Origin of the sequence: Sphingomonas sp. (assembly GCF_031361285.1) — a bacterium.
Taxonomy (GTDB): Bacteria; Pseudomonadota; Alphaproteobacteria; order Sphingomonadales; family Sphingomonadaceae; genus Sphingomicrobium.
On the sequence record NZ_JANMCO010000089.1, the window covers coordinates 1 to 23,720 of the forward strand.

26 protein-coding genes are annotated in these 23,720 nt (G+C 64.6%); 9 read left to right on the forward strand and 17 right to left on the reverse strand.

The features are described from left to right. The 5 genes from RMO25_RS08675 to pgi all read right to left on the reverse strand — a co-directional run. A partial coding sequence (locus tag RMO25_RS08675) for a TIR domain-containing protein (protein ID WP_309662206.1) occupies positions 1–1,398 on the reverse strand: 1,398 nt, incomplete at its 3' end. Positions 1,399–1,464: 66 nt separating this feature from the next. Then, a complete protein-coding gene (locus RMO25_RS08680) occupies positions 1,465–2,694 on the reverse strand; it encodes a CaiB/BaiF CoA-transferase family protein (RefSeq protein WP_309662207.1) in 1,230 nt (409 codons plus the stop codon). After that, positions 2,676–4,259 (reverse strand): NAD(P)/FAD-dependent oxidoreductase, encoded by a 1,584-nt coding sequence (locus RMO25_RS08685; protein ID WP_309662208.1) that lies wholly within the window; start codon positions 4,257–4,259, stop codon positions 2,676–2,678. The genes RMO25_RS08680 and RMO25_RS08685 overlap by 19 nt, the downstream gene beginning before the upstream one ends. After that, complete coding sequence (gene gorA, locus RMO25_RS08690) at positions 4,259–5,599, reverse strand: glutathione-disulfide reductase (protein ID WP_309662209.1); 1,341 nt, start codon at positions 5,597–5,599, stop codon at positions 4,259–4,261. Before gorA ends, RMO25_RS08685 begins: the two co-directional genes overlap by 1 nt. Further along, positions 5,600–7,099: a glucose-6-phosphate isomerase gene (gene pgi, locus RMO25_RS08695; protein WP_309662210.1), complete on the reverse strand. Its 1,500-nt coding sequence runs from the start codon at positions 7,097–7,099 to the stop codon at positions 5,600–5,602. It lies immediately after the preceding gene. 82 nt (positions 7,100–7,181) lie between these two features. On the opposite strand from pgi, the gene lepB reads away from it, so the two are divergent. Genes lepB through era form a run of 3 tightly spaced genes read left to right on the forward strand, consistent with a single transcriptional unit; the run spans position 7,182 to position 9,561 of the window. Continuing rightward, a complete protein-coding gene (gene lepB, locus RMO25_RS08700; RefSeq protein ID WP_309662211.1) occupies positions 7,182–8,015 on the forward strand; it encodes a signal peptidase I in 834 nt (277 codons plus the stop codon). After that, positions 8,012–8,671 carry a ribonuclease III gene (gene rnc / locus RMO25_RS08705; RefSeq protein WP_309662212.1) on the forward strand — a complete coding sequence of 220 codons (660 nt, stop codon included), beginning with the start codon at positions 8,012–8,014 and terminating at the stop codon, positions 8,669–8,671. The genes lepB and rnc overlap by 4 nt, the downstream gene beginning before the upstream one ends. After that, a complete protein-coding gene (gene era / locus RMO25_RS08710) occupies positions 8,668–9,561 on the forward strand; it encodes a GTPase Era (RefSeq protein WP_309662213.1) in 894 nt (297 codons plus the stop codon). The genes rnc and era overlap by 4 nt, the downstream gene beginning before the upstream one ends. On the opposite strand, the gene RMO25_RS08715 is transcribed toward era, so the two are convergent. Continuing rightward, positions 9,558–10,265, reverse strand: coding sequence for an NAD-dependent deacylase (locus tag RMO25_RS08715; RefSeq protein WP_309662214.1), 708 nt, complete (start codon positions 10,263–10,265; stop codon positions 9,558–9,560). The two genes, era and RMO25_RS08715, sit on opposite strands and share 4 nt — an antisense overlap. An 88-nt stretch (positions 10,266–10,353) precedes the next feature. Here RMO25_RS08715 and RMO25_RS08720 point away from each other — a divergent pair, with 88 nt between their 5' ends. From RMO25_RS08720 to nth, 5 genes are all read left to right on the forward strand, one after another. Beyond that, positions 10,354–10,872, forward strand: coding sequence for a DUF4440 domain-containing protein (locus tag RMO25_RS08720; protein WP_309662215.1), 519 nt, complete (start codon positions 10,354–10,356; stop codon positions 10,870–10,872). A 15-nt stretch (positions 10,873–10,887) separates the two neighbouring features. Further along, positions 10,888–11,637 (forward strand): DUF72 domain-containing protein, encoded by a 750-nt coding sequence (locus tag RMO25_RS08725; RefSeq protein WP_309662216.1) that lies wholly within the window; start codon positions 10,888–10,890, stop codon positions 11,635–11,637. 153 nt (positions 11,638–11,790) lie between these two features. Continuing rightward, positions 11,791–12,231, forward strand: a complete 441-nt coding sequence (locus tag RMO25_RS08730) for a hypothetical protein (protein ID WP_309662217.1) — start codon at positions 11,791–11,793, stop codon at positions 12,229–12,231. A gap of 62 nt (positions 12,232–12,293) precedes the next feature. Next, positions 12,294–12,965 (forward strand): 4-hydroxy-tetrahydrodipicolinate reductase, encoded by a 672-nt coding sequence (dapB, locus tag RMO25_RS08735; protein WP_309662218.1) that lies wholly within the window; start codon positions 12,294–12,296, stop codon positions 12,963–12,965. Beyond that, a complete protein-coding gene (gene nth / locus RMO25_RS08740) occupies positions 12,962–13,636 on the forward strand; it encodes an endonuclease III (RefSeq protein ID WP_309662219.1) in 675 nt (224 codons plus the stop codon). The genes dapB and nth overlap by 4 nt, the downstream gene beginning before the upstream one ends. Here the strand turns inward: nth and alr are convergent. Genes alr through RMO25_RS08755 form a run of 3 tightly spaced genes read right to left on the reverse strand, consistent with a single transcriptional unit; the run spans position 13,604 to position 15,460 of the window. Beyond that, positions 13,604–14,632, reverse strand: coding sequence for an alanine racemase (gene alr, locus RMO25_RS08745; protein ID WP_309662220.1), 1,029 nt, complete (start codon positions 14,630–14,632; stop codon positions 13,604–13,606). The genes nth and alr overlap by 33 nt on opposite strands. Before the next feature lie 57 nt (positions 14,633–14,689). Next, complete coding sequence (locus RMO25_RS08750; RefSeq protein ID WP_309662221.1) at positions 14,690–15,070, reverse strand: GFA family protein; 381 nt, start codon at positions 15,068–15,070, stop codon at positions 14,690–14,692. Between the two features lie 42 nt (positions 15,071–15,112). Then, complete coding sequence (locus RMO25_RS08755; protein ID WP_309662222.1) at positions 15,113–15,460, reverse strand: UrcA family protein; 348 nt, start codon at positions 15,458–15,460, stop codon at positions 15,113–15,115. 73 nt (positions 15,461–15,533) lie between these two features. On the opposite strand from RMO25_RS08755, the gene RMO25_RS08760 reads away from it, so the two are divergent. After that, positions 15,534–16,481 (forward strand): LysR family transcriptional regulator, encoded by a 948-nt coding sequence (locus RMO25_RS08760; RefSeq protein WP_309662223.1) that lies wholly within the window; start codon positions 15,534–15,536, stop codon positions 16,479–16,481. Here the strand turns inward: RMO25_RS08760 and glmS are convergent, their stop codons facing one another. The 8 genes from glmS to RMO25_RS08800 all read right to left on the reverse strand — a co-directional run bounded on the left by glmS (position 16,482) and on the right by RMO25_RS08800 (position 23,712). Further along, positions 16,482–18,305 carry a glutamine--fructose-6-phosphate transaminase (isomerizing) gene (gene glmS / locus RMO25_RS08765; protein WP_309662224.1) on the reverse strand — a complete coding sequence of 608 codons (1,824 nt, stop codon included), beginning with the start codon at positions 18,303–18,305 and terminating at the stop codon, positions 16,482–16,484. Then, positions 18,305–19,663, reverse strand: coding sequence for a bifunctional UDP-N-acetylglucosamine diphosphorylase/glucosamine-1-phosphate N-acetyltransferase GlmU (glmU, locus tag RMO25_RS08770; RefSeq protein WP_309662243.1), 1,359 nt, complete (start codon positions 19,661–19,663; stop codon positions 18,305–18,307). Before glmU ends, glmS begins: the two co-directional genes overlap by 1 nt. Positions 19,664–19,820: 157 nt before the next feature. Beyond that, entirely contained in the window at positions 19,821–20,252 is a 432-nt protein-coding gene (locus RMO25_RS08775) for a biopolymer transporter ExbD (RefSeq protein ID WP_309662225.1), read from the reverse strand. Between the two features lie 20 nt (positions 20,253–20,272). Beyond that, positions 20,273–20,764, reverse strand: coding sequence for a biopolymer transporter ExbD (locus RMO25_RS08780; RefSeq protein WP_309662226.1), 492 nt, complete (start codon positions 20,762–20,764; stop codon positions 20,273–20,275). A gap of 81 nt (positions 20,765–20,845) precedes the next feature. Beyond that, the gene (locus tag RMO25_RS08785; protein WP_309662227.1) at positions 20,846–21,640 is read right to left on the reverse strand and encodes a MotA/TolQ/ExbB proton channel family protein; all 795 of its coding nucleotides are present in this window, start codon (positions 21,638–21,640) and stop codon (positions 20,846–20,848) included. A 59-nt stretch (positions 21,641–21,699) separates the two neighbouring features. After that, positions 21,700–22,329: an energy transducer TonB gene (locus tag RMO25_RS08790; protein WP_309662228.1), complete on the reverse strand. Its 630-nt coding sequence runs from the start codon at positions 22,327–22,329 to the stop codon at positions 21,700–21,702. A gap of 244 nt (positions 22,330–22,573) precedes the next feature. Next, positions 22,574–22,981: a dihydroneopterin aldolase gene (locus RMO25_RS08795; RefSeq protein WP_309662229.1), complete on the reverse strand. Its 408-nt coding sequence runs from the start codon at positions 22,979–22,981 to the stop codon at positions 22,574–22,576. Beyond that, positions 22,978–23,712, reverse strand: coding sequence for an SDR family oxidoreductase (locus tag RMO25_RS08800; protein ID WP_309662230.1), 735 nt, complete (start codon positions 23,710–23,712; stop codon positions 22,978–22,980). Before RMO25_RS08800 ends, RMO25_RS08795 begins: the two co-directional genes overlap by 4 nt. Between the last annotated feature and the right edge of the window lie 8 nt (positions 23,713–23,720).

Consider the following 23,720-nt stretch of genomic DNA (forward strand, 5'->3'; position numbering starts at 1 on the left):
CTCCGAGGCCATCCGCGCGACGCGGAGCAGCTGATCCGGAGCGCCGATCCCCTGATAGCAGGTGATGAGCATGGAAGGGTTATGCCAATCCGAATCCATCAGCGCCGCCGCCTTTTCAAAGTAAGGAATCGAATCGGCAATGCGTCCTTGGCGGAAAATCAGCCGCGCAGCTTCGCGGTTCACTTCCCATGATTCAGGATCGAGTCGAACTGCGGTCTCGATCTCGGCGGTGGCCTCGGCCGGTCGGCCCTCTTCTTCGAGCAAGTGGGCCTTCACGCAATGGGCTTCGGCGAGGTTGGGATTGATTGCCAGTGCCCGCTCCGCCGCAAGCTGCGGATCGGCGTCCATGCCATGCCAGAAGCGCATCTGCGACTGAGCAAGCGCCATCAACGCCCAGGCCTGCGCGTAATTGGCGTCGAACGAGATCGCCTGCCTGCAGATCCGTACAATTGTTTCCTGACAGCGGACGTCACCAATACCTCCATCGGTCCACTGCTGGCGCGCCATCAGGTAGAGGTTGTAGGCTTCTACGCTTGACGTGCCGCGGGTCTCGATCGCCTTCTTCTCGCCCGGCAGCAGCTTGACCCGAAGCGCGGCGACGATCGCCTTCGAAATCTCGTCCTGGATGGCGAAAATGTCGGTCAGATCGCGATCGTAGCGATCGGCCCAGACGTGACCACCGGACTTGCTGTCGATCAGCTGGGCGGTAATCCTGACCCGGTCGCCGGCCTTGCGGACGCTGCCTTCGAGCACGTGGCTGACGTCAAGCGCCTGTGCCACTTCCTTGACGTCCATCACTCGGCCCTTGAACGTAAACGCGGTATTCCGGGCGATCACGAACAATGCGGAAACTTTCGACAGGTCGGTGATGATGTCTTCGGTGATCCCGTCGCTGAAATATTCTTGCTCGGGATCGCCGCTCATGTTGACGAACGGCAGCACGCAAACCGATGGACCGCGGGCGACTTTTTGTTCGTCGGCCGGGCCGGATGCCTTCGCCGGCGAGCTGTTGCCAGCGGTCTTGGCGATCGCTTCGAGTAAATCGTCGATCTCGCGAGGCTCTCCGTCGCCGCTCCAGTCCGTGAACTCGACCGTATGGAATTGGCGAAAACCCAACGGCGCTCGGCTACCGCCAAGGCTTACCGGGACCAGCCGACCACTGTCGCGCCCCTCAGCGGCTTCGTCCTGGACCCATGCCGATTCGATCGACGTCGCCGACCACAGTACAACCACCGCGGCCGCGCTTTTCAGCTCTCGATCGATTTCCGTTGAGAAGCGGGAGCCGCCCTGCAGGTGGCGGTCCCACCACACCTCATGGCCGGCGCGTCCGATGCAATCCGCCAGCTGCTTGGCGGCTGGGGCGTCTTCACGCGCGTAGCTAAGAAAGACTTTGGCCACCCGACCTCCAATGGGACCGCTGTGCCCCGTCCTCAAAATCCGTTCAAGAGCAACGCTTTCGGCCTGTCAATCAACTAACCCGCCGGCGATCACGCCGTCCGCGCTCAGTCGCTCGATCTCTTCCGCACCCATCCCGAGTTCTTTAAGGACATCAACTGTATGTTCGCCGAGCGCTGGCGGAGGAAGTTCGGAATCGGCACGCTCCCCGTCAATCCGGACTGGCGAGCCGACCAGCGGCACGCCGCCCAGGGTTCGCACCATTGCCCGATGCTGTGCCTGAACATCGGCCAAGGCCTGGCCGACTCGGTTGATCGGTCCCGCCGGAATCCCCGCCGCATCGAGCTGCTCGAGCCATTCCGCCGCAGATCTTTGGGCTATGCACCCGGCGACCAGGCTCACAATAGCGCCACGGTTAGCGACCCGCGCTTCATTGGAGGCGAACCGTTCGTCCCCAACCCATTCGGGGTGGCCGCAGATGTTCGCCAACCGCGCGAACTGGCGGTCGTTGCCCACCGCGATGATGATCGGCTGGTCGGCCGCGTCGAACGGCTGATACGGCACGATATTGGGGTGGGTGTTGCCCTGCCGCGGCGGATCCTCGCCCGAAATCAGCGCGTTCGAGGCCTGGTTGGCGAGCATCGCCAGCTGTGTATCGAACAGCGCCATGTCGATGTGTGCGCCCTCGCCCATCTTGTCGCGCCGGTGCAGCGCGGCGAGGATCGCGACGCACGTGTACATGCCGGTGAACAGATCGGCGATCGCCACCCCGGCGCGCATCGGTCCGCCGCCGGGCTCGCCGTCGGGCAGGCCGGTAATACTCATCATCCCGCCCATGCCCTGGATGATGAAGTCATAGCCAGCGCGGCTGGCGTAAGGCCCTTCTTGGCCAAAACCGGTAATCGAAGCGACGATCAGCTTCGGGTTGGCGGCGCGAAGCGATGCCGCATCTAGCCCGAATTTGGCGAGCCCGCCGACTTTGAAATTCTCGACCACGACGTCGCATGCGAGCGCCAGGCGCCGCACCAGCTCCGCGCCGTCTGCGCTGGCGAAGTCAATCGCCGCCGATTTCTTGCCGCGGTTGGTCGCCAGGAAATAGGCCGCCACCCGGTCTTCGCCTTCACCGTGCCACGGCGGTCCCCAATGGCGGGTGTCGTCGCCGACCCCCGGCCGCTCGATCTTGATCACATCGGCGCCAAGGTCGCCGAGCAATTGCGTACACCACGGACCGGCGAGAACCCGGCTCAAGTCGAGGACGCGCAATCCGGCCAGCGGTGGCGTCAATGCCGGCGCTTCCATGGTTTACGATCGGCCAGCACCGCCCGAGCCGCATTATGCCCCGGCGCGCCGGTCACGCCGCCCCCCGGGTGGGCGCCCGACCCGCACAGATACAGGCCCTTCAACGGCATCCGGTAATCGGCGTAGCCGATCATCGGCCGGGCGCTGAACAATTGGTCGAGCCCCATCTTGCCGTGGAAAATATCGCCGCCGATCAGGCCGAAGCGGCGCTCGAGATCGAGCGGCGAATGGATCTGCCGCCCCAACACCGACGCGGCGAAGCCTGGTGCGTGGCTTTCCACCGTGGCGATGATCCCGTCCGCCGCCGCTTCGCGTTCATGGTCCCAGCTGCGGCCCGGCCCCAGGTTGAAGCGGAAATGCTGGCAGAACAGCGATGCGACGTGCCGGCCCTTGGGCGCCAGGCTGGGGTCGAGCGTCGACGGAATCAGCATTTCGATGATCGGCTGTTTGGCCCAGCCGTCCTTACTGGCATCGACAAATGCGCGGTCCATATAGGCAAGGCTCGGCGCCATGATGATTCCGGCGGTGAGGTGATTGCCCTTTTTTGGCAGCACGGTGAACTTTGGCAGTTCGGACATCGCGACATTCATTCGGAAAGTCGCGCTTTCGCACTTCCAATTGGTCATCCGCCGCTCGACCTCGGGCTCGACCGCGCCCGCTGGCACCATTTTGTCGAATAACAGCTTGGGGTTGACCCCCGCGACCACTTGCTTCGCCCGCCAGGCGCGTCCGCCCGCGACGACGCCCGCCGCGCGACCCTTGTCGATGATGATTTCCTCGACCGGCGTGTTGAGCAAGATATCCGCTCCAGCCTCGCGGGCGGCATGCGCCATCGCCTGGGTGATCGAACCCATCCCGCCAATCGCGTGGCCCCAGGCGCCCGGCACGCCGGCCGCTTCGCCGAACAGATGGTGGAGCAACACATAGGCTGTGCCCGGCGTATAGGGTGACGCGAAATTGCCGACGACGCCGTCAAACCCGAACAAGGCCTTGGCGAAATCGCCCTTGAAATGACTGTCGAGGATGTCGCCAGCGCTGCGCGTCGCATAATCGTGGAGGATGCGTTTTTCGGCCTGCGACAAGCCGACGAGGTCGCGCGCCATCTGCAGCATCTTGGGCAGCCCGCGCGCGCCGCGTCCGATCTCCGGCGGCGCGCGCAATATCCACTTCCTGATCAGCGGCACCACAACCCCAAGCTCGGCCAGATAGCGGTCGTATCCATCACCGTCGTTGGCCACGTGGCGAACGATCTCCTTGCGGGTCAGCCCCTGGCGCCCGGACAGCAAATAATCGCCGTCGCCGGGCAGGAAATTGTCGGTCTTGCGCAATACAACCCGTAGCCCGTGCCGCTCCAGTTCCATGTCGCGGATGACTTTGGGGTTGAGCAAGCTGACGGTGTAAGCCGCTGCGGAATTGCGATATCCGGGCAGGAACTCATCGGTCACCGCCGCCCCGCCGACCGTCGTCGCCCGCTCGAGCACAGCGACCTTCAGCCCCTTCTTGGCGAGGTAGTAAGCGCAGGTCAGGCCGTTGTGCCCGGCCCCAATGATGATTGCATCGTGCATCAGCGCATCAGCACCAGTTCTTCGGCCATCGTCGGGTGGAGCGCGACCACCGCGTCGAAATCGCTCTTCTTCAATTTGGCTTTGACGGCGATCGCCGCCGCCTGGAGAATCTCGGGCGCGTCGGGCCCAATCATGTGCACGCCGACCACTTGATCAGTCTCGCCGTCCAGCACCAATTTGTACAGCGACCGCTCGTTGCGGCCGGCCAGCACGTTCTTCATCGCCCGGAAGTCCGAGGTAAAGACCTTGACCGATCCCAGCGTATTGCGCGCGACGCCCTCGGTCATGCCGACCCCGGCCAGCGGCGGATGGCTAAACACCGCCGACGGAATGCAACCATACTCGACCCGGGTCGGCGTATTGCCGAAAAAGGCATCGGCGAATGCCTGGCCCTCGCGGATCGCCACCGGTGTCAGTTGAACCCGGTCGGTAACGTCGCCTACCGCGAAGATCGACGGCACCGACGTCCGGTTGTCGGCATCGACCTTGATCTCGCCCTTGTCGCCGATTGCAACCCCCGCCGCCTCGCAGCCGAGGCCTTCGACATTGGGCTGTCGGCCGACCGCGAACAGAACCGCATTGGCCTCCATGTCGTCGCAGCCGTCCATCGTCAACTTCAAGGACCCGTCGTCGCGCTTTTCGATCGACGTGAACGTCGAATTGAACTCGAAATGGATGCCCTTGGACATCGAGATTTGCAGCAGCCGGTCGACCAGTTGCTGGTCATAGCTGCGCAGCATCGTCTCGGTCCGGTTGACCAGCGTCACGCGGCACCCGAACTGGTGGAAAATGCCGGCGAATTCGTTGGCGATATAACCGCCGCCGGCGATCACGATGCGTTTGGGCAACTTCTCGAGGTTGAACACTTCGTTAGAGCTGATCGCATGCTCGATGCCGGGAATCTCGGGCATCAGCGGCCGCGCCCCGGTGGCGATCAGGATCTTGCCCGCGGTGACCGTTTTGCCCGACGCCAGCGTCACCGCATTCGGCCCGGCCAGCGTTGCCCGTTCGGGAATAATCTCAACCTGATGGTTGGTCAGCATGTCGGCGTAGGCATCCTCAAGCCGGCCGACCTCGGCGAGAACATTGTCGCGCAGCACCGGCCAGTCGAAGCGCTTGCTCGGCAAGTCCCAGCCGAACATCGCGGCGTCGTCGATATCCTCGGCGAAATGGGCGCCATAGACGAGCAGCTTCTTGGGCACGCAACCGCGGATCACGCAGGTCCCGCCGACCCTGAACTCTTCGGCGACCGCGACCTTGGCGCCATGCGCCGCGGCGACTCGGGCGGCGCGCACTCCACCTGATCCGGCACCAATCACCAGCAAGTCGAAATCCGTCATCTAAACTCCTGCCCTGGTCATCAGCGCGCGAGTCGACGGATCGAGCTCGGCGTCGCCTGCCCCTTCGCCCAGTGTCCGTGCAATGTCCTTGCCCAGTTCAACCCCGAACTGGTCGAACGGATTGGTGCCAAGCAGCACCGCGTTCGCGAAGGTGCGATGTTCGTAGAACGCGATCAATGCCCCCAGCGACCGGGCGTCGAGCCGCTCCACCAGCACCGTCGCGCTCGGCCGGTTACCGGGGTAATTGCGTTGCGGATCGTCGCTCGCTCGCCCCTGCATCAGCGCCGCCCCTTGCGCGAATGCGTTGAGCAAAAGCAGCCGGTGATGCTCGGGGTCGAGGCTGTCCTCGCCTTCGCTGACGGCGACGAATTCGACCGGCACCAGCACCGTCCCCTGGTGGAGCAATTGGAACACCGCATGCTGGGCATCGGTCCCGGTTCCGCCCCAGGTCACCGGGGCGCTCGGCTGGTCGAGCGGCTGGCCATCGGCGGTGACCGACTTGCCGTTCGATTCCATCTCCAACTGCTGAAGGTAGGGCGGCAACAGGCGCAGCCGCTCGTCATAGGCAAACACGCCGCGCGTCTGGCAGTTGAGCTTGCCGGCATAGAGCCGGTCGGCAAACGCCGCTATCAGTGGAACGTTGTCCGCTCCGTCGGCAAAGCGAAAGTGACGGTCCATCTCGGCGGCACCTTCGAGCAATGCCTCGAACGCGTCCCAGCCCAGCGCCATTGCCGCCGACACCCCGACCGAACTCCACAGCGAATAACGACCGCCTACGCCATGGGCGAAGACCAGGACGCGGGTTTCGTCGATCCCGGCGGCGACCGCGGCTTCGGGGTTGGCGGTGACCGCGATCAGCCGCCCATCGGGATCTTCGACCCCCGCCTCGTCGAGCCAGTTGAGAGCCGCCGCCATGTTGGCCAAAGTCTCGGACGTAGTGAAGGTTTTTGACGCGACCACTACCAGCGTCGTGGCCGGGTCGAGGTCGCCAACCGCCTCGTCGAACGCCTCGCCGTCGATGTTCGACAGGAACCGGACTTTGTATCCGGCACGGTCGCGCCCGAGGGCGTCGACCAGCAGCGCCGGCCCGAGTACCGATCCGCCGATGCCGATGTGCAGCACGCCCGTGATGTCACCGAACGCGCCCGCTTCGATCGCATCGATCAGCGCCCGCATCCGCTGCCGCCGCGCGGTGGCGAGGTCGACCGCCTCCGCCGCGCCGCTGCCGCGCTCGGCGACGTGCTCCGCGGCTTGCCCCTCGCTCGGATTGACGATCCCGCCGGTGAACAGCGCTTCCCGCGCCGCGGCAAACCCAAGTTCGTCGCTCAGCGTTACGAAAGCTTTCAGCAATGCCGGGTCGAGGTGGGTCTTGGACCAGTCGAACGTAATGCCGGCAACCTCGAAGGTCAGCTTGCTCAGTCGGTCCGGCTCAGCGGCAAATAGCGCGTCGAGCCTCCGCACAGCGTGTGAATCGATCGATTTCCAATGCTTGGCCACCATGCAAGCGCCTAATAGTCGGCGCCCCTGCTTTTGCCACCCCCGCCTTGACGGCTGGTCGTCGGCGCTAAAGAAGCACCCGTTCATGCCCTGGACCCGCCAACCTTCCGCGCCCGATGCCCAGAAAGGCAGCCTGCTCCGCTTTCTGTTGCTCCTCGCGCTCGCCGCCTGGGCATTCCGCGGCTTTGTCGTCGCGCCGTTCAACATCCCCTCGGGCTCGATGCTGCCGACCCTGTACATCGGCGACTATGTCATGGTCGCCAAATGGCCTTACGGCTTTTCGCGATACAGCTTCCCGTTCACCTTCCCGTCGTTCAGCGGCCGCCTCCTCATGCACTTGCCCAAACGCGGCGATGTCGCGGTGTTCCGGCCGCCCGGCGGCGACACCGACTATATCAAGCGGGTGATTGGCCTGCCCGGCGACACGATCGAGGTGCGCGACGGCATGCTGATCCTCAACGGAAAGCCTTTGCCGCGCCAGTCGCTGCCGCCGTTCGCCATGCCAATCAGCGCCAACAGCCCGTGCAAGGTAGTACCGCCGGCGAACCCGATGGTCTCCAGCCTCGGCCCGGAGCGCACTTTTTGCCTCTATCCGGCGTATCGCGAGACGCTACCCGGCGGGCCGAGCTACACCGTCCTCGACCAGGTCGATAACCCACGCGCCGACGACGTTCCCGCTGCCAGAGTTCCGGCCGGTCACTTGTTCATGATGGGCGACAATCGCGACGACAGCCTCGACAGCCGGTTCTCCGTTGCCGAAGGCGGCATTGGCTTCGTCCCCGTGGAGAATTTGGTCGGCCGCGCCTTGGTCACCTTCTGGTCGACCGACGGCAGCGCGTCCTACGCCAAGCCGTGGACCTGGTTGAGTGCGCTGCGCGGGAACCGTATCGGCAACGGCTACACCGGCGATCCCGAATGAAACTCGCCAAATTCGTCGCCGAAATACTCGGCCACGACCCCAAAGACCTCGCTTTGTTCGAACGTGCGCGCACGCATCCAAGCTTCGGGCGCGATAATTACCAGCGCCTCGAATTCCTCGGCGACCGTGTCCTCGGGCTGGTCATGGCCGAATGGCTAAGCGAGCTGTTCCCGCTCGAACAGGAAGGCACGCTGTCGCATCGCTTCACCACCTTGGTCTCGCGGGCCACTTGCGCTGAAGTCGCCCGCGCGGTCGGCGTCATCGATCACATCCGCCTCGGCAAGCAGGCGCGCGACGACGGCGCGATCAACAGCGACAACGTTACCGGCGATGTCGTCGAAGCGCTGATTGCCGCCCTTTATCTCGACGGCGGCGTCGATGCGGCGCGGCGCTTCATTCGCAGCGCCTGGGCGCCGTTCATCGATGCCGGGTCAGCCGCCCCGCGGCATCCCAAATCGTTACTCCACGAATGGGCCGAGGGCCACGGCCGCAAACCGCCGACCTATGCCGTCATCGACCGCTCCGGCCCGCCCCACGCGCCGCGCTTCACCGTCCGGGCCTCGGTCAACGGTCTCGGCGAGGCCAAGGGCGAAGGCTTGAGCAAGCAGGAAGCCGAAACCGCCGCCGCCGAGGCACTGCTGGAGCAGGTCAAATGACCCAGCGCTGCGGGTTCGTCGCCGTCATCGGGGCGCCAAACGCCGGCAAGTCGACTTTGGTCAATGCGCTGGTCGGGCAGAAGGTCGCGATTGTCAGCGCCAAGGCGCAGACGACCCGGGCGCGGCTGATGGGCATCGCGATCGAGGGCGACGCGCAAATCCTGCTGGTCGACACGCCGGGAATCTTCGCGCCGCGCCGCCGGCTCGACCGGGCGATGGTCGCCGCCGCCTGGGCGGGGGCCGAGGATGCCGATCGCGTGTTGCTGGTGATCGATGCCGCGGCCAAGGTCGGCGATCGGGTCGAGACGATGCTCGAAGGCCTCGAAGGCAATAAGCAGCCGCTGATGATCGTCCTCAACAAGGTCGACATCGCTCGCAAGGAAGACTTGCTGACACTCGCCGCGCAACTATCCGAGCGCCTCAATCCGCAACGCCTGTTCATGGTCTCCGCGACCACCGGCGACGGCGTTGCCGACTTGAAACGCGCACTCGCCGACACGACGCCCGAGGCCCCGTGGCACTTCCCCGCCGACCAGCTCAGCGATGCCACCGACCGCATGGTCGCGGCCGAACTGACCCGCGAGCAAATCTACCAGCAACTCCACGCCGAACTGCCTTACTCGTCGGCGATCGAGACCGAGAAATGGGAGGACCGCAAGGACGGCTCGACCGTCATCCACCAGCAGATCCTGGTCGACCGCGACAGCCAGAAGGCGATCGTGCTCGGCAAGGGCGGCTCACGCCTCAAAAGCATCGGCCAGGCGGCGCGCGAAGCGATCGGCGAGCACCTCGGCCGCAAGGTCCATCTGTTCCTGCACGTCAAAGTGAACCCCCGCTGGGACGAAGACCGCTCGCTCTACCGCGACATCGGGCTCGAATGGGCGGACTAGCCCAGAACCTCCTCGACCCACGCCGGCACCAGCTCCCCCGCCTTTCCAATCCGGCTTTCGTGGAAGAAAACGCTCCCCTGGCTCGGTTCCAAGTTGAGCTCGAGCGTCCGCGCGCCGCAATATCGCGCGGTTTGGACGAAACCTGCGGCGGGATAAACCGCGCCCGACGTGCCCACTGACACGAACAGGTCGCAAGCCCGCAGCGCGTCCTCGATCCGCTCCATGTCGTACGGCATCTCGCCGAACCACACGATGTCCGGCCGAACCTCACCCATCCTGGCGCAACTCGGACACACCGCGCCCTCACTCATCGGCCCGTCCCACGCGAACCTTTGGTCGCACGCCAGGCACCAGCCACGCTTCAGCTCCCCGTGCATATGCAGCAATCGCGTCGAGCCGGCCCGCTCATGCAGATCGTCGACATTCTGCGTGACCAGCAGCATTTCGCCCAGCCATTCGGCATCGAGCCGGGCCAACGCTTCGTGCGCCGCATTCGGCCCGATCGTGTCCAGTTTTGCCCGCCGCGCATCGTAGAACGCGTGCACCAATGTTGGATCGCGCCGATAGGCTTCGGGGGTGGCGACATCCTCGACCCGATGCCCTTCCCACAGTCCGTCCGGCCCACGAAACGTCGCGACGCCGCTCTCCGCCGACACACCGGCGCCGGTCAAAATGACGATGTTACGGGTGTCGGTTGAAGCCATGCCGTCGCCCGTAACCTAGCCGGCGTCCTTGCGCGACTCACCGACGCGTGGTTGTTACGGTGGTGGATCAGGCCTTGGGGAGGGAAACATGAAGCACGTTACTGGAATCGCGATCGCGGCGTCCGCGCTGGTCATGCTTTCCGGCTGCCATCGGTGGGGGCACCATGATGGACACGGCGCCGATTCCGCCGCGATCGAGAAGCAAATCCGGGTCGTCGAGACGCAGTGGCAGGCCGACTATGCGGCGCACAATGCCGACGCGCTCGCCGGCCACTATGCCAGTGATGCGGCGCTCATCAACCCCGGCGCGGCGCTGGCGACCGACGCCGCCGCCCGCCGCGCCGCGCTTGGACAGATCGTCGCCGACCCCAACCTGAAACTCGAATTCGCCTCCGATCGCGTGCTGGTCGCCAATTCCGGCGAGCTCGCGACGAGCCGCGGCCATTACATGATGCGGATGACCGATCCGGCCACCAAGCAGCCGAAAACCGAGAACGGCACTTACGTTACGGTATACCGCAAGCAGGACGACGGCAGCTGGAAAGCCGTCGAGGACGCGGTCATTCCGGGCGCCCCCGCGGCTGCTCCGGTGACAGCAGCCAAGTAAAGGCGAAGCGTCCCATTGAGTCTTTCCATGGTCCGCATCGGCACCGGCGGCTGGACCTATCCGCCGTGGCGCGGGACGTTTTACCCGCCCAAACTCGCGCAATCGAAAGAGCTTGCATTCGCCTCCCGGCAGCTAGGCGCGATCGAGATCAATGCGACCTTCTATAGCCGCCAAAGTCCCAAGAGCTGGGCGGCATGGGCGGCTGCGGCACCCGATGGTTTCCAATTCGCGATCAAAGCCTCGCGCTACTGCGTCACCCGCCCCAAGCTCGCCGACGCCGGCGAGGGCATCGGCAATTTCTTCGCCCAGGGATTGAGCGCGCTGGGACCCAAGATGGGTCCGATCCTGTGGATGCTCGCCGCGCGCCGCAAATTCGACCGTGACGACATCGCCGCGTTCCTGGCGCTGCTGCCCAAACAGCTCGACGGCATGGCGTTGCGCCACGCGATCGAGCCGCGTCACGACAGCTTTCGCGACGACAGGTTCTTCGACCTCTGCCGAGCCCACGACGTCGCGGTGGTTTTCGGTGACGACGACGAGTTTCCGTGCATCGACGCCGACACCGCCAGCTTCGCCTATGCCCGCCTCCAACGCATGCGCGAGGACGTGCCGACCGGTTACGACGACGCGTCGCTCGATGCGTTCGCGGCGCGTGCCAAACGCTGGCAAAGAGCCGGCCGCGACAGCTTCTTTTTCATGATCAACGGCGCCAAGCTTCGCGCCCCTGCCGCCGCGATTGCTCTCGCTGGGCGAATTCCTATTTAATTCGCATTAAAATATAATGATTGGAATGACGTAGCCATGCGTGCATAATTCCCGCCTGGGAACGACGTCCCGTCTTCTGGCGTCCAGCCTTTGCGGCGGCGCCGTTCCCTGAAGCGGCAGTGTTTCGCTGTCCGCACATTGGGGAAGATATCAATGCGAAAGATGATGCTAGCTGCGCTCGGCGCGGCGACAATGGTGTTCGCTGTTCCGGCGGCCGCCCAGGACATTCCGTTGGTCAACGGCAATTTCTGGAACGTGACCGAAGTCACCATCGACGACGGCCATTTCTCGGCCTACGCCGATTTCCTCGCGGGCCAATATCGCAAGCAACAGGATTTCGCCAAGTCGAAGGGCTGGATCAAGGATTATTACATCCTTGCCAACAGCAATAAGCGCGCGGGCGAGCCCGACCTCTATCTCGTCCAGATTTTCGACCATGTGACGACGCCCGCCGAGGACGTGGCACGAGAAGCGGCAACCAACGCATTTTTGGCCCAGTCCACGCGCCAGGGCGAAGCTGGCAGCGGCGAGCGCGCCAAGTACCGTCACATTGGCGGCAACATGCTGCTCCAGGAGCAAGTCTTCCGTAAGTAATCCGTTTTGAGACCGGGGGCGCCGCCGTTGCGCGGCGCCCTCGCTTTCGCCATGAGCGGTGAATGCGCACCGATGAGCAGCCGCTCCGCCTCACTCTCTTCGCGCCCAACGGCCGGATGGGCCAGGCGATCGCCGCCGCCGTCGCCGAAGACCCCTCATTCGCGCTCGAACCGGATCATGGCGACGTGCTGGTCGATTTCTCTACCCCGTCAGCGCTCCAGGCGAGCCTTGACCGCGCGGTTTCGGCGGGTATCCCGATCCTCGTCGGCACCACCGGCCTCGACGATCTTGCAAGCCAGCGAATCGCCGCTGCCGCCGAGAAGGTCGCGGTGCTACGCGCAGCCAATACATCGCTCGGCGTTGCCGTTCTCGCCGACCTCGTCGAGCGCGCCGCAGCCGTTCTCGGCACAGGTTGGGACATCGAGATCCTCGACGTTCATCACGCCAAAAAGGTCGATGCCCCGTCGGGGACCGCGCTGGCGCTCGGCGATGCTGTCGCACGCGGTCGCGACGCCAGCACAAGCGCGCGTCCCGTCGGCTTCGCGTCGATCCGCGGCGGTACGGTTGCCGGCGACCATGACGTCCTGTTCCTCGGCCCCGAAGAGCGGCTGATCTTGTCGCACCGCGCCGAAGGCCGCGCGATCTTCGCCCGCGGCGCTCTCGCCGCGGCGCGCTTCCTGGTCGGCAAGCCGGCCGGTCTTTACTCGATGCGCGACGTCATCGACTCCCTGTGAACCGCCAGCAGGTTTTCGAATTTTTCCGGCGATTGGCCGAAGAGAACCCTTCGCCGCAAACCGAACTCGAATATTCCGACCCCTACACGCTGCTTGTCGCGGTCGTGCTCTCGGCCCAAGCGACCGACGTCAGCGTCAACCTTGCCACCCGCGGCCTGTTCGCGCGCGCAGCGACGCCCGCGCAGATGGTCGCGCTGGGCGAAGAGGACGTGCGCGCGGCGATCAAAACCATCGGCCTGTTCAACACCAAGGCCAGGAACGTCATCGCTTTGTCCGAAGCGTTGCTCCGCGATTTTGGCGGCGGCGTGCCGCAATCGCGCGAGGAACTGGAAACCCTCCCCGGCGTCGGCCGCAAGACCGCCAATGTCGTTCTCAACACCGCCTACGGGCAGGAAACGTTCGCGGTCGACACCCACATTTTCCGGGTCGGCAACCGCACCGGCCTCGCCCCCGGCAAGACCCCGCTCGAAGTCGAATTGAAGCTCGACAAGGTCACGCCGCAGCCGTTCCGCCGCGACGCGCACCATTGGTTGATCCTGCACGGCCGCTACATCTGCAAAGCGCGCAAACCCGACTGTTGGCGCTGCCCGGTCAGCGACCTCTGCCGCTACCAGCCCAAGACACCGGCACCCAAAGGCTCAGCGCCACTTTTTCTCGAACCGGTCGCCTAAGGTCGTCAGCAGTTCATATTGCGACATCCCCGACTGCGCCGACGCGGTCGGCAGGTCGTAATCAATTTCGACCCAGTCGCCTTCATTCAAGTCCGGCGCCGCGTCGCAATCGATGGCGATCAGATCCATCGACACTCGCCCCAGCACCGGCAGCGCGAATTCGCCCGCGAACGCGCTCCCGGCCGCCGAAAAGCCGCGCAAATAACCGTCGGCGTATCCGATGTTAAGGATCGCCGCCTCTGTATCGACCTCGGCGACGAAGGTGGCGCCATAGCCGCAGCTTTCGCCGGCGTGGATCGTCCGGCGCTGGACGATTTGCACCTCGACGTGCGCAACCTGGCGGATGTTACCTTGCGCTTCGCGGCGCGGGACGCCGCCATACAGCGCCAGTCCCGGCCGGACGAGGTCGAGCGCAAAGTCGCGGCCTAGACAGATGCCGGCGGAATTGGCGAGGCTGTACCGCTTCGCCGGCACCGCCGCGACGACCGCGCGAAATCGCTCCAACTGGGTCGCATTGAGCGGATGATCCTCGTCGGCGCAGGCCAAATGACTCATCAGCGTATCGATCGTCAGCCCCTCGAGCGAGCCAACCTCATCCGGCCGCAGGCCGAGCCGGTTGATACCGGTGTCGATCATCACGTCGCACGGTCGTTCCGGCGCGATGTCCTTCCACCGCGCGACCTGTTCGACGCTGTTGAGCGTCGGCCGGGCGGGCGAGCCGAGCGCAGCCTCGATGTCCTCAACCCCGACGCCGTGCAGCACAACCAGGCTCGCGCCCTCAGATACCGGCCCAAGCTCCGCCGCTTCCGCCCAGGTCGACACGAAGAAATCGCGGGCTCCGGCTTCGATCAGCGCTGCCATCGCGTCACGCGCGCCGAGACCATAGCCGTCGGCCTTGATCGCCGCGCCGCAGGCAGTGCCGGCGCGCTCCGCCAGCCAGCGCCAATTATGCTGGAGCGCGGCTCGATCGAGCGTCAGGCGAAGCGGGCGGTGCATGCACCGCGCCCTAGCTGCCCGGCTGTGCCTCGTCGAGGCGCGCCTTGGCAGAGACCCTCAAGAACCTTCCCCCGGAAGGTCCTTGAATGCCTCTTCCCAATTGCGCCCGTCAAAATGCTCGATCGAGAGGGCAACGAACTCGTCGAGGCAGTTGGCGTTGACGCTCCACGCATCCGGGTGCGAGCGCGGCTGGTAGAAGCTCTTCACGCCGCATTTCGAGCAGAACAGATGCTCCGCCGCGCCGGTCCCGAAGCGATAGCTGGTCAGCGCGTTGGCGCCCTTTTCCAACGCGAAATCCTCGTGGCGCACCATGATGTGGGTAAAGCCGGTCGCCCGGCACACCGAGCAATTGCAGTCCAGCGCCGGGACCGGCGGGTCCGGCAGCTGCGCCGTAAACCGCACCGCTCGACAATGACAGCCGCCCTTCGCCTCGATCATTGCCCAAGGCTAGAGCGGCTGCATCGCACGGACAAGGGGCGCTTAGCGACTGGCGGTGACGGCGATCGTCGCGTCGCGCCCGGTGGCGGCGAGAGCCGCGTCGCGCTGTCCCTTAGCCTTGACGAGCGTTAATTCGCGGCACTGGCGGATATCATTCTTGCCCACGAGATCGGCGTCGGATGCAATCCCGCACACTTCGCGCGCGGCATTGGCGAGGCGCTGGTCGAGCTTGCGCTGGCCGGCGCTGCTGCCGAGGTCGAGATCGGCGGTCCGCACGAAGCTGACATTGATAGCGGTTGCCGGAGCGCTGGATTCGGCCAGGGCCGGCGCGGCCTTGATCACGCCGGTGGTGATGGCGAACGCGGTGAGGATGATATGGATGGCTTTCATGGTCGTTTTCCTCCTGTTTGAGGGCCGGGTATCGCCGGCGCGACCACTCAATTAGTCGCAAATCGCATCCATTGTGAGCAACGATGTTGCGCAACCGTTCTGCAATAATGCAGAATGGGGCATGCTCGACTGGAATGACCTCAAATATTTCCTCGCCGTCGCCCGCGGCGGCAGTACGCTTGCTGCAAGCCGCGAGTTGCGCGTCAGCCAGACCACCGTCGCCCGCCGCATCGCCGCGCTCGAGGAGTCGGTTGGCCTGACCTTGTTCGAAAAGCGCCCGGCCGGTTACGCTCTGACCCCTTCAGGCGACGAGCTGCTCGTCCATGCCGAGGAGGTCGAAGCCGCGGCGCTCCGGTTCGACAGTACCGCCGGCGCCAGCACCCGCGATATCAGCGGCACCGTGCGGCTGACCACAGAGGAAGTCCTGGCGATGACCGTGCTGGCACCGCTGCTGCGCGAGCTCCACGACCTCCACCCCAAGATCCACATCGAGCTCGACAGTGCCCAAACCATCCGCGATCTTGGCGCCGGCGAGGCCGACATTGCCTTGCGCAGCACCAGCAAGCCGCAGCCCGCGGGGGTCGTCGGGCGGGCGCTCTGCAAGGACGATTGGACGCTCTATTGCAGCTGCGACTATGCCGCGCGCCACGGCGTCCCGAAGAATAAGGAGGACCTCAAGAACCACTCGCTGGTCGGCGGCGGCGGTGGCAATTTGTGGCGCGCTTATTCTGCCTGGATCAAGGACATGGGGCTGGAGGACCAGGTGATGGTGCAGCACGGCTCATCGACCGGCCTGTTGTCCGGGGTGCGCTCGGGCTTCGGTATCGCCGTCCTGCCGTGCATGGTCGGCGACGGTGATCCCGACCTGATTCGTTGCCTGCCGCCGCGCGAGAACCATGGCCGCGTCATGTGGCTGCTGACCCACGAGCGCGTCCGCCACGCCCCGCGCGTCCGCACCACCATAGACTTCCTTTACGAGCGCCTGAAACGCTTGGTCAGCGAGTTGGAGCTGGCGACCTGATCATTCCACCGTCACTGACTTAGCCAAGTTCCGCGGCTGGTCGACGTCGGTGCCTTTCAAGACCGCAACATGATAAGCGAGCAGCTGCACCGGCACCGCATAAACCAGCGGCGCGATCAGCGGGTGGACCTCGGGCATTTCGATCGTCGCGATGGTGCCTTCGCCCGCCGCGGCGATGCCCCTGGCGTCGCTGATCAGCACGATCTGGCCGCCGCGCGCGCGCACTTCCTGCATGTTGCTGACGGTCTTCTCGAACAACGGTCCCGACGGCGCCAGGACGATTACCGGCACGTGCTCGTCAATCAGCGCGATGGGTCCGTGTTTCATCTCGCCGGCGGCATAGCCTTCGGCGTGAATGTAGCTGATTTCCTTGAGCTTGAGCGCGCCTTCGAGCGCCATCGGATAGTCCGGGCCGCGCCCCATGTAGAGCACGTCGCGGGCCGGCGCGATCAGATGCGCCATCGCCGCGATGTCGTCGTCGTGACCGAGCGCCGCGTTGATCGCCTCCGGCGCTTCCTGCAAATGGGCGACGATCTCGCGCTCTTCGTCGCGGCTCAACCGCCCCTTGGCCCGCGCCAGATTGGCCGCGAGCGCCGCCAGCACCGCCAGCTGGCAGGTGAAGGCCTTGGTCGAGGCGACGCCGATTTCGGGCCCGGCATGGGTCGGCAGCAACAGGTCCGCCTCGCGCGCCATCGAACTGGTCGGCACGTTAACCACCACCGCTATGCGCTGTTGCTCGGCGCGCGCGTGGCGCAAGGCGGCGAGCGTGTCGGCGGTCTCGCCCGACTGGCTGATGAACAGTGCCAACCCACCCGGCTCCAGCACCGGCTGGCGGTAACGGAACTCGGATGCGACATCGATGTCGACCGGCACCCGGGCGAATTGCTCAAACCAATATTTGGCGACCATGCCGGCATAGAAACTAGTGCCGCAGGCGACCATCGTCACCCGGTTGATGGCCGAAAGGTCGAGCTCGCCGGTCGGCAGTGCAACCTCGCCCTCGAACGGCCGGACATAGCTTTGCAGCGTCTGGGCGACGACGATCGGCTGCTCGAAGATCTCCTTGAGCATGTAATGGGGATAATTGCCCTTCTCGATCGGCGCCGACGACGCCCCAGACTCAACGATCGCGCGCTCCACGGCTCGGTTCTCGCGGTCGAAGATTGCGACCTGGTCACGCCGCACGACCGCCCAGTCGCCTTCTTCCAGATAAGCGATGCGCTGGGTCAGCGGCGCCAGCGCTAGCGCGTCGGAGCCGAGGTAATTCTCGCCCGTCCCATAGCCCACGGTAAGCGGCGCCCCCATGCGCGCGCCGATGATCAGGTCTGGATGGTCGCGGAACAGGAAAGCAATCGCGAACGCGCCGTGCAGCCGCGGCAGCACCGTCGCTACCGCAGCTTCCGGCATGGCGCCTCGCTCGATCTCGCGCGCGACCAGATGCGCGACGACTTCGCTGTCGGTCTCGGATGCGAATTCGCGGCCGTCGGCGATTAACTCGTCGCGCAGCGGCTTGAAATTCTCGATGATGCCGTTGTGGACCAGCGCCACCGATCCGGCGATGTGCGGGTGGGCATTGCCGACCGTCGGGGCGCCGTGGGTCGCCCAGCGCGTGTGGGCGATGCCGATGGTCCCGCCGAGCGGATGGGCCTTGAACTCAACGGCGAGATTATTGAGCTTGCCCTCGGCCCGCCGCCGCACGAGCTGGCCATGGTCGATGGTGCAGATGCCGGCCGAGTCATAGCCGCGATATTCGAGCCGCTTCAAACCGTCGAACAGCCGCTGCGCGACCTCGCTGTTCCCGGCAATCCCAACAATTCCACACATTATTCGGCGACTTTCTTCGCCGCCTTCGCCGCGCGGAATTTCTTCGCCCACCCAGCAATGCCTGTCTGCTTGCCGCGGCCGACCGCGAGGCTGTCCGCGGCCACGTCTTGGGTGATCACCGATCCGGCCCCGATCACCGCGCCGTCGCCGATGATGACCGGCGCGACCAAGGCGCTGTTCGAGCCGATGAAGGCATTCGCGCCGATCACGGTCTTGTGCTTGTCAAACCCGTCATAGTTGCAGGTGATGGTGCCGGCGCCGATGTTGGCGCCTTCTCCGACGTCGGCGTCGCCGACATAGCTTAAGTGATTGACCTTGGCGCCGCGACCGACCCGCGCATTCTTCAACTCGACGAAATTGCCAACCCGGCTATTGTCGGCAAGCCAGGTGCCGGGGCGGATCCGCGCAAACGGCCCGACGCTGGCCCGGGCGCCGATCACCGCGCCTTCGATATGGCTGAACGCCTTGATGTATGCGCCGTCGGCGATTTCGACCATCGGGCCGAACACGACATGCGGCTCGACGGTGACGTCGCGGCCGAGCTTGGTATCGTAGGCAAACCAGACGCTTTCGGGGTCGATCAGGGTCGCGCCATCCTCCAGCGCCTGCTCGCGCCGCCGCCGCTGCCATTCGAGCTCGAGATGGGCCAGCTCGGCGCGGCTGTTGACCCCGGCGGTCTCATACGGATCGCCTTCGATAACTACCGCTTCGCGCCCCTCGGCGGCGGCAATGTTGACCACGTCGGGCAGGTAGAATTCGCTCGCTGCGTTGGCGTTGCCGACCTTATCCAGCCAGCGGAACAGGTCGCCGCCGCGCAGCGCCATCATCCCGCTGTTGCACAGTCCGACGGCGCGTTCGTCCTCGCTCGCGTCGCGAAACTCGACCATCTTGGCAATGTGGTCGCCGTCGCCAAGGATGATCCGACCGTAAGCGGCAGGATCGGCTGGGCGGGAAGCGAGCACGACCACGCCGGGGCCGTCGGCGCCATCGAGGCGATCGAGCATCCGTTGCAAAGTCTCGGCTTCGACAAACGGCGTGTCGGCGTAGAGGATCAGGACCGCGCCCTCATAGCCATCGAGTGCTTCGGCAGCCTGTTGAACGGCGTGCGCGGTGCCTTTCTGCTCGGCCTGGTAAGCGACCGCCGTGTCGCGCCCATTGAGCGCCGCCTCGACCTGCTCGCGGCCCTTGCCAACGACGACGACACGCTTCTTCGCGCCCAGGCCGTCGACCCGGTCGAGCAGGTGCAGCAACAGCGCCCGCCCGGCGATCGGGTGCAATACTTTGTGCATGTCGGAACGCATGCGCGTCCCCTGCCCGGCGGCGAGGATGACAACAGCGAAATCAGGCGTCTGGCTCATATCGGCGGCGACCAATTGCACGTCGTTGCGAGGAGCGCCAGCGACGAAGCAATCCAGCACCCCCGGAGACTGGATTGCCGCGCTCCGCTCGCAATGACAAAACAAGGGCGGCCCGTGAGGACCGCCCTTATGGCAATTTGGATCGCGACCGCGCGGACTAGAAGTTGCCGTAAGCCTCGTTGCCGACGAAACCCATCTTCTCGACGTGCGCCTGCTTGGTCACCGCGAGCACCCGGTCGACAATCTCGTAGCGCGCGTTCGGCTCCGGCTGCAGGTGCAGCTCGGGTACCGGGTTCATCTGCTGAGAGACGTCAAGATATTGCCGCAGCTGGGTCAGGCTGACCGGAGTGCCGTTCCACAAGATGGCGTCACCGCCGGTGACCACGACCTTGTTCTTGATCGGCTCAACCGGCGGCGGCGTCGGATTGTCCTGGTTCTGCGGCAAATCGAGTTTCACTGCGTGGGTCTGAATCGGAATGGTGATGATGAACATGATCAGCAGCACCAGCATGACGTCGATCAGCGGCGTCGTGTTGATTTCCATCATCGGTTCACCGGATGAATTATCACCGGTTGTTTGCATTGCCATGGCGGCTTGCTCCTAAGCTCTTAAAGGCGCGTCGTGATGCCGCCGGGGGGCGGCTCGGAAATGAACCCGACCCGGGCGAACCCGGCGCGCTGCATCGTGTAAACCGCCCCGCCGATGCATTTGTACGGCGTGTTGATGTCGCCGCGGATATGCGCCTCGGGCATATTTTCTTCGTTGATATTGTCGACCCCGCCGACCGCCTTGATCTGGTCCTCGAGCTTCTTCACCGCCTTGTCGACCAGTTGCTGGCTGTTGACCTTCTGCAGGTTCCAATAGACCTCACACGACCCGCCCGGACCGCCCTTGACCGACAGATTGACGTTTTCGGGCTTGGTCGTGGTCGGCAAGAACCGCACGTTCGGCAGTTTGACCGGCACCGTCTGCAACACCACCGGAACGGTGATCAGGAAGATGATCAGAAGCACCAGCATCACGTCGACCAGCGGCGTGGTGTTGATGTCGGACATGGGGACGTCGTCGCCCTCTTCCGCGGGGCCTACACTCATCGACATACTGTCTTGGCCTTCTCTTTGGTTCGTCTGCCCGCGGTCCGGACCGGCAATTGGGCGCCGGTCCGAAGCGGGATGTGCCGACTAGGCGCGGTCGGCGGGTGCCGGAGCGCCGGTGCGCAGCGGCTCGCTCGGGCGCTGGGGCGGGGTACCACTCGACTGGGCCGGCGTGCCGGTGACGCCCGCCATGCGCGGCTTCACCTTGCCGTTGGACACTAGATAACCGTTCAAATCGTTGGTGAAGGCCGCGAGATCCTCCATGATCGATTTGTTGCGGCGGATCAGCCAGTTGTAGGCGAGCACCGCGGGAACCGCGACGACCAGGCCGAGCGCGGTCATGATCAGCGCTTCGCCGACCGGACCGGCGACGACGTCGATCGACGCCTGGCCGGAGGCACCGATTTTGATCAGCGCGCGATAGATGCCGATAACGGTACCGAACAGACCGATGAACGGGGCGGTCGAACCGACCGTCGCGAGGAAGGCCAGACCTTCGCCGAGACGGGCGCCGATCGCTCCCTGACTGCGGGCCAGGCTGTTGGCCATCCAGTCGTGGCGGTCGATCGGGTCATCGAGCTTGTCATGCTGTTCCTGGGCAACCAGCGCGTCATCGACGATCGAGCGATAGGCGCTCCGCTGCTCAAGCTTGGTTGCGGCTTCGCGAAGGTTGGGCGAATTCCAAAAGCTGGCCCTGACCTTGCGGCCCTGGCTCATGATTTTCTGTTGCTGCATCAGCTTCGTGAACAGGATGTAAAATGTACCGAGCGACATGATCACCAGGATGATGAAAACCGTCCAGGAGATGAGTCCGCCCTCCTGGAGCGCCTGCATCAGGCCATAGGGATTGGCGGAGGCGGCGGCGGGTGGGGCTGTTTGCATGATCGTTCTACTTTCCTCTGATGACTATCTTGATGATGACGATGTAAAAAAGCTCGATGCTAGTTGGCTGGAATTTGCCAACGAATTCGCGAAGAGACGCTGTCTGCAACCTTGGCGCCGGAACTGTTGGTCGCCGGCGTGAACCGCGCCCTGCTCCTCATCAAGCGGCAGGTCGTGGCGTCCAGGGACTTCGATCCACTCGATGAGGTAATCGTGCAATTGGCAACTCGACCGTCTGGCCCGACGTCGAGACGGAAAGCAGTCGTGCCAGATTCCTCCCGATTGAGCGCGTCCGACGGATAGTCGTCATTCGAAACATAGGACGCCAGATTAGCCTTCGCCCGCGCCGGCTCGATCCTCGGCGCCGGCGGCGCCGGCGGCGCGGGCGGCGCCCGCTGCGTTATCTGCGGCGGCGGCGCGACCGGAGTCGATATGATCGGCGGCGCCGTCGTGTTCATACGAACCAGCGGCGGCGGCGCGACAATTTGCGGCGGTGGTGGCGTGTCCGTCTTTTCCGGGGGTGGCGGCTGCTCTTCGGGTGGCGGCGGCTCTTCCGTCACGTCGAAAGTCTTGAGATCCTCCATGGCCTTCTTGGCCGCGTTATACGCCAGTCCGGTAACCAGGGCATAGCCAAGCGCAAGGTGGATGAGCGCGACGACGATAATTGCCGGCGTCCGGTTGGTGCTCATTTGTTTCTTATTGGCGTAAGACATTAAGCCGCAATTCTCCTCACCGAGCCGCTGGAAGAGCGGTCAGACGGGGCGTTCGGATCTGCGCCCAGCCCGAAGAAACTTTGCCGAAGTCTGAAGATAAACTCCGGCCACAAGCGCGCTTCCTTATAACCCGCTCAAAGGCCGTGCAACGCATTTTGTTCCACATCCGCAAGGCGCGCGTCAAAAGCAGTCGCCCAATTTGGATTAAATAAGAAGTGAATCAAATGAATGAGGTAATTTCAACGCCGACTCCGCGGGCGTCTTCGTAAATGTCGGGCTTGGCGGTCGCCACCCTCAGCGCCTTGACGCCACGCAGCGCCGCGAACCTGTGGTAAATCGCGTGGGCCAGCGTTTCCTGAAGATTGTAGCGCCTTGCACTCGCCAGCGCCCGCACTTCGGTGCGGAGATAATCATAGTCCCAGGCCTGGTCCGGATCGTCTGCGGCCGGTAGCGACACATCCTCGAGCCAGATCTCGACGGTGATGAGCAGGCGCTGCGGCCGGCCGATCTCGAAGTCGTGAAACCCGATATCGGCCTCGACCTCAAGCGCGTCGAGCAGGATCCGGCTCGACCGCACTCGCAGATGGTCAGGCACCAGCCCGTCGAGCCTGGGCTGCCCGTCGGTCATGACCGCTCCAGGAATTGGACATCGCGCTCCAGTGACCAGAAACGCTGCCCACCATCGATGGTCAGCACCTCCCCGGTCACTGCCGGCGACGCGATCAGATAGCGCAGCGCGGCAACAACATCGGCGGGCTCGACCGCACGCCGCAAAGGATTAGCCCGATTCATCGCGGCAAAATTCTCCTCGCTCTGGCCAGCCGACCGCAACATCAGCGCCGGCGCGATGCCATTGACGCGAATGCTCTTGGGCGCAAGCGCCCGCGCGCACAGTTCCGTCAACCCGGCAAGCGCCTGCTTGGACAAGGTGTAGCTAAAGAAATCAGGGTTGGGTGCCGCCAATTTTGCATCGAGCAGGTTGACCACCAACGCGGCGCTGGTGCCGTCCTGTGCGGCGGCGAACGCTTCGATCAACAATAGCGGCGCGCGCGCGTTGACCGCCATGTGCGCGTCGAATTCAGCGACGTTGATGGCGCCCAAGCTATCGAAGGCAAAGCGGGCGGCATTGTTGACCAGCAGCCGCACCGGCGGCAGCCCATGGGCGCCGGCGAAAATGCGCGTGGCGCAATCGGGATCGGCCAAGTCCGCCACGATCTTGGTCGCGCCGTCGGGGACCGAATCGGCATCGCCGCGGACATGCGCCACCACGCTCCAACCATCGGCCATCAGCGCGCGCGCTATCTCGGCGCCAACACGCTTGCCGGCTCCGGTGACGATCGCGGTTCGCTGCTCATCCATTGTGCCGT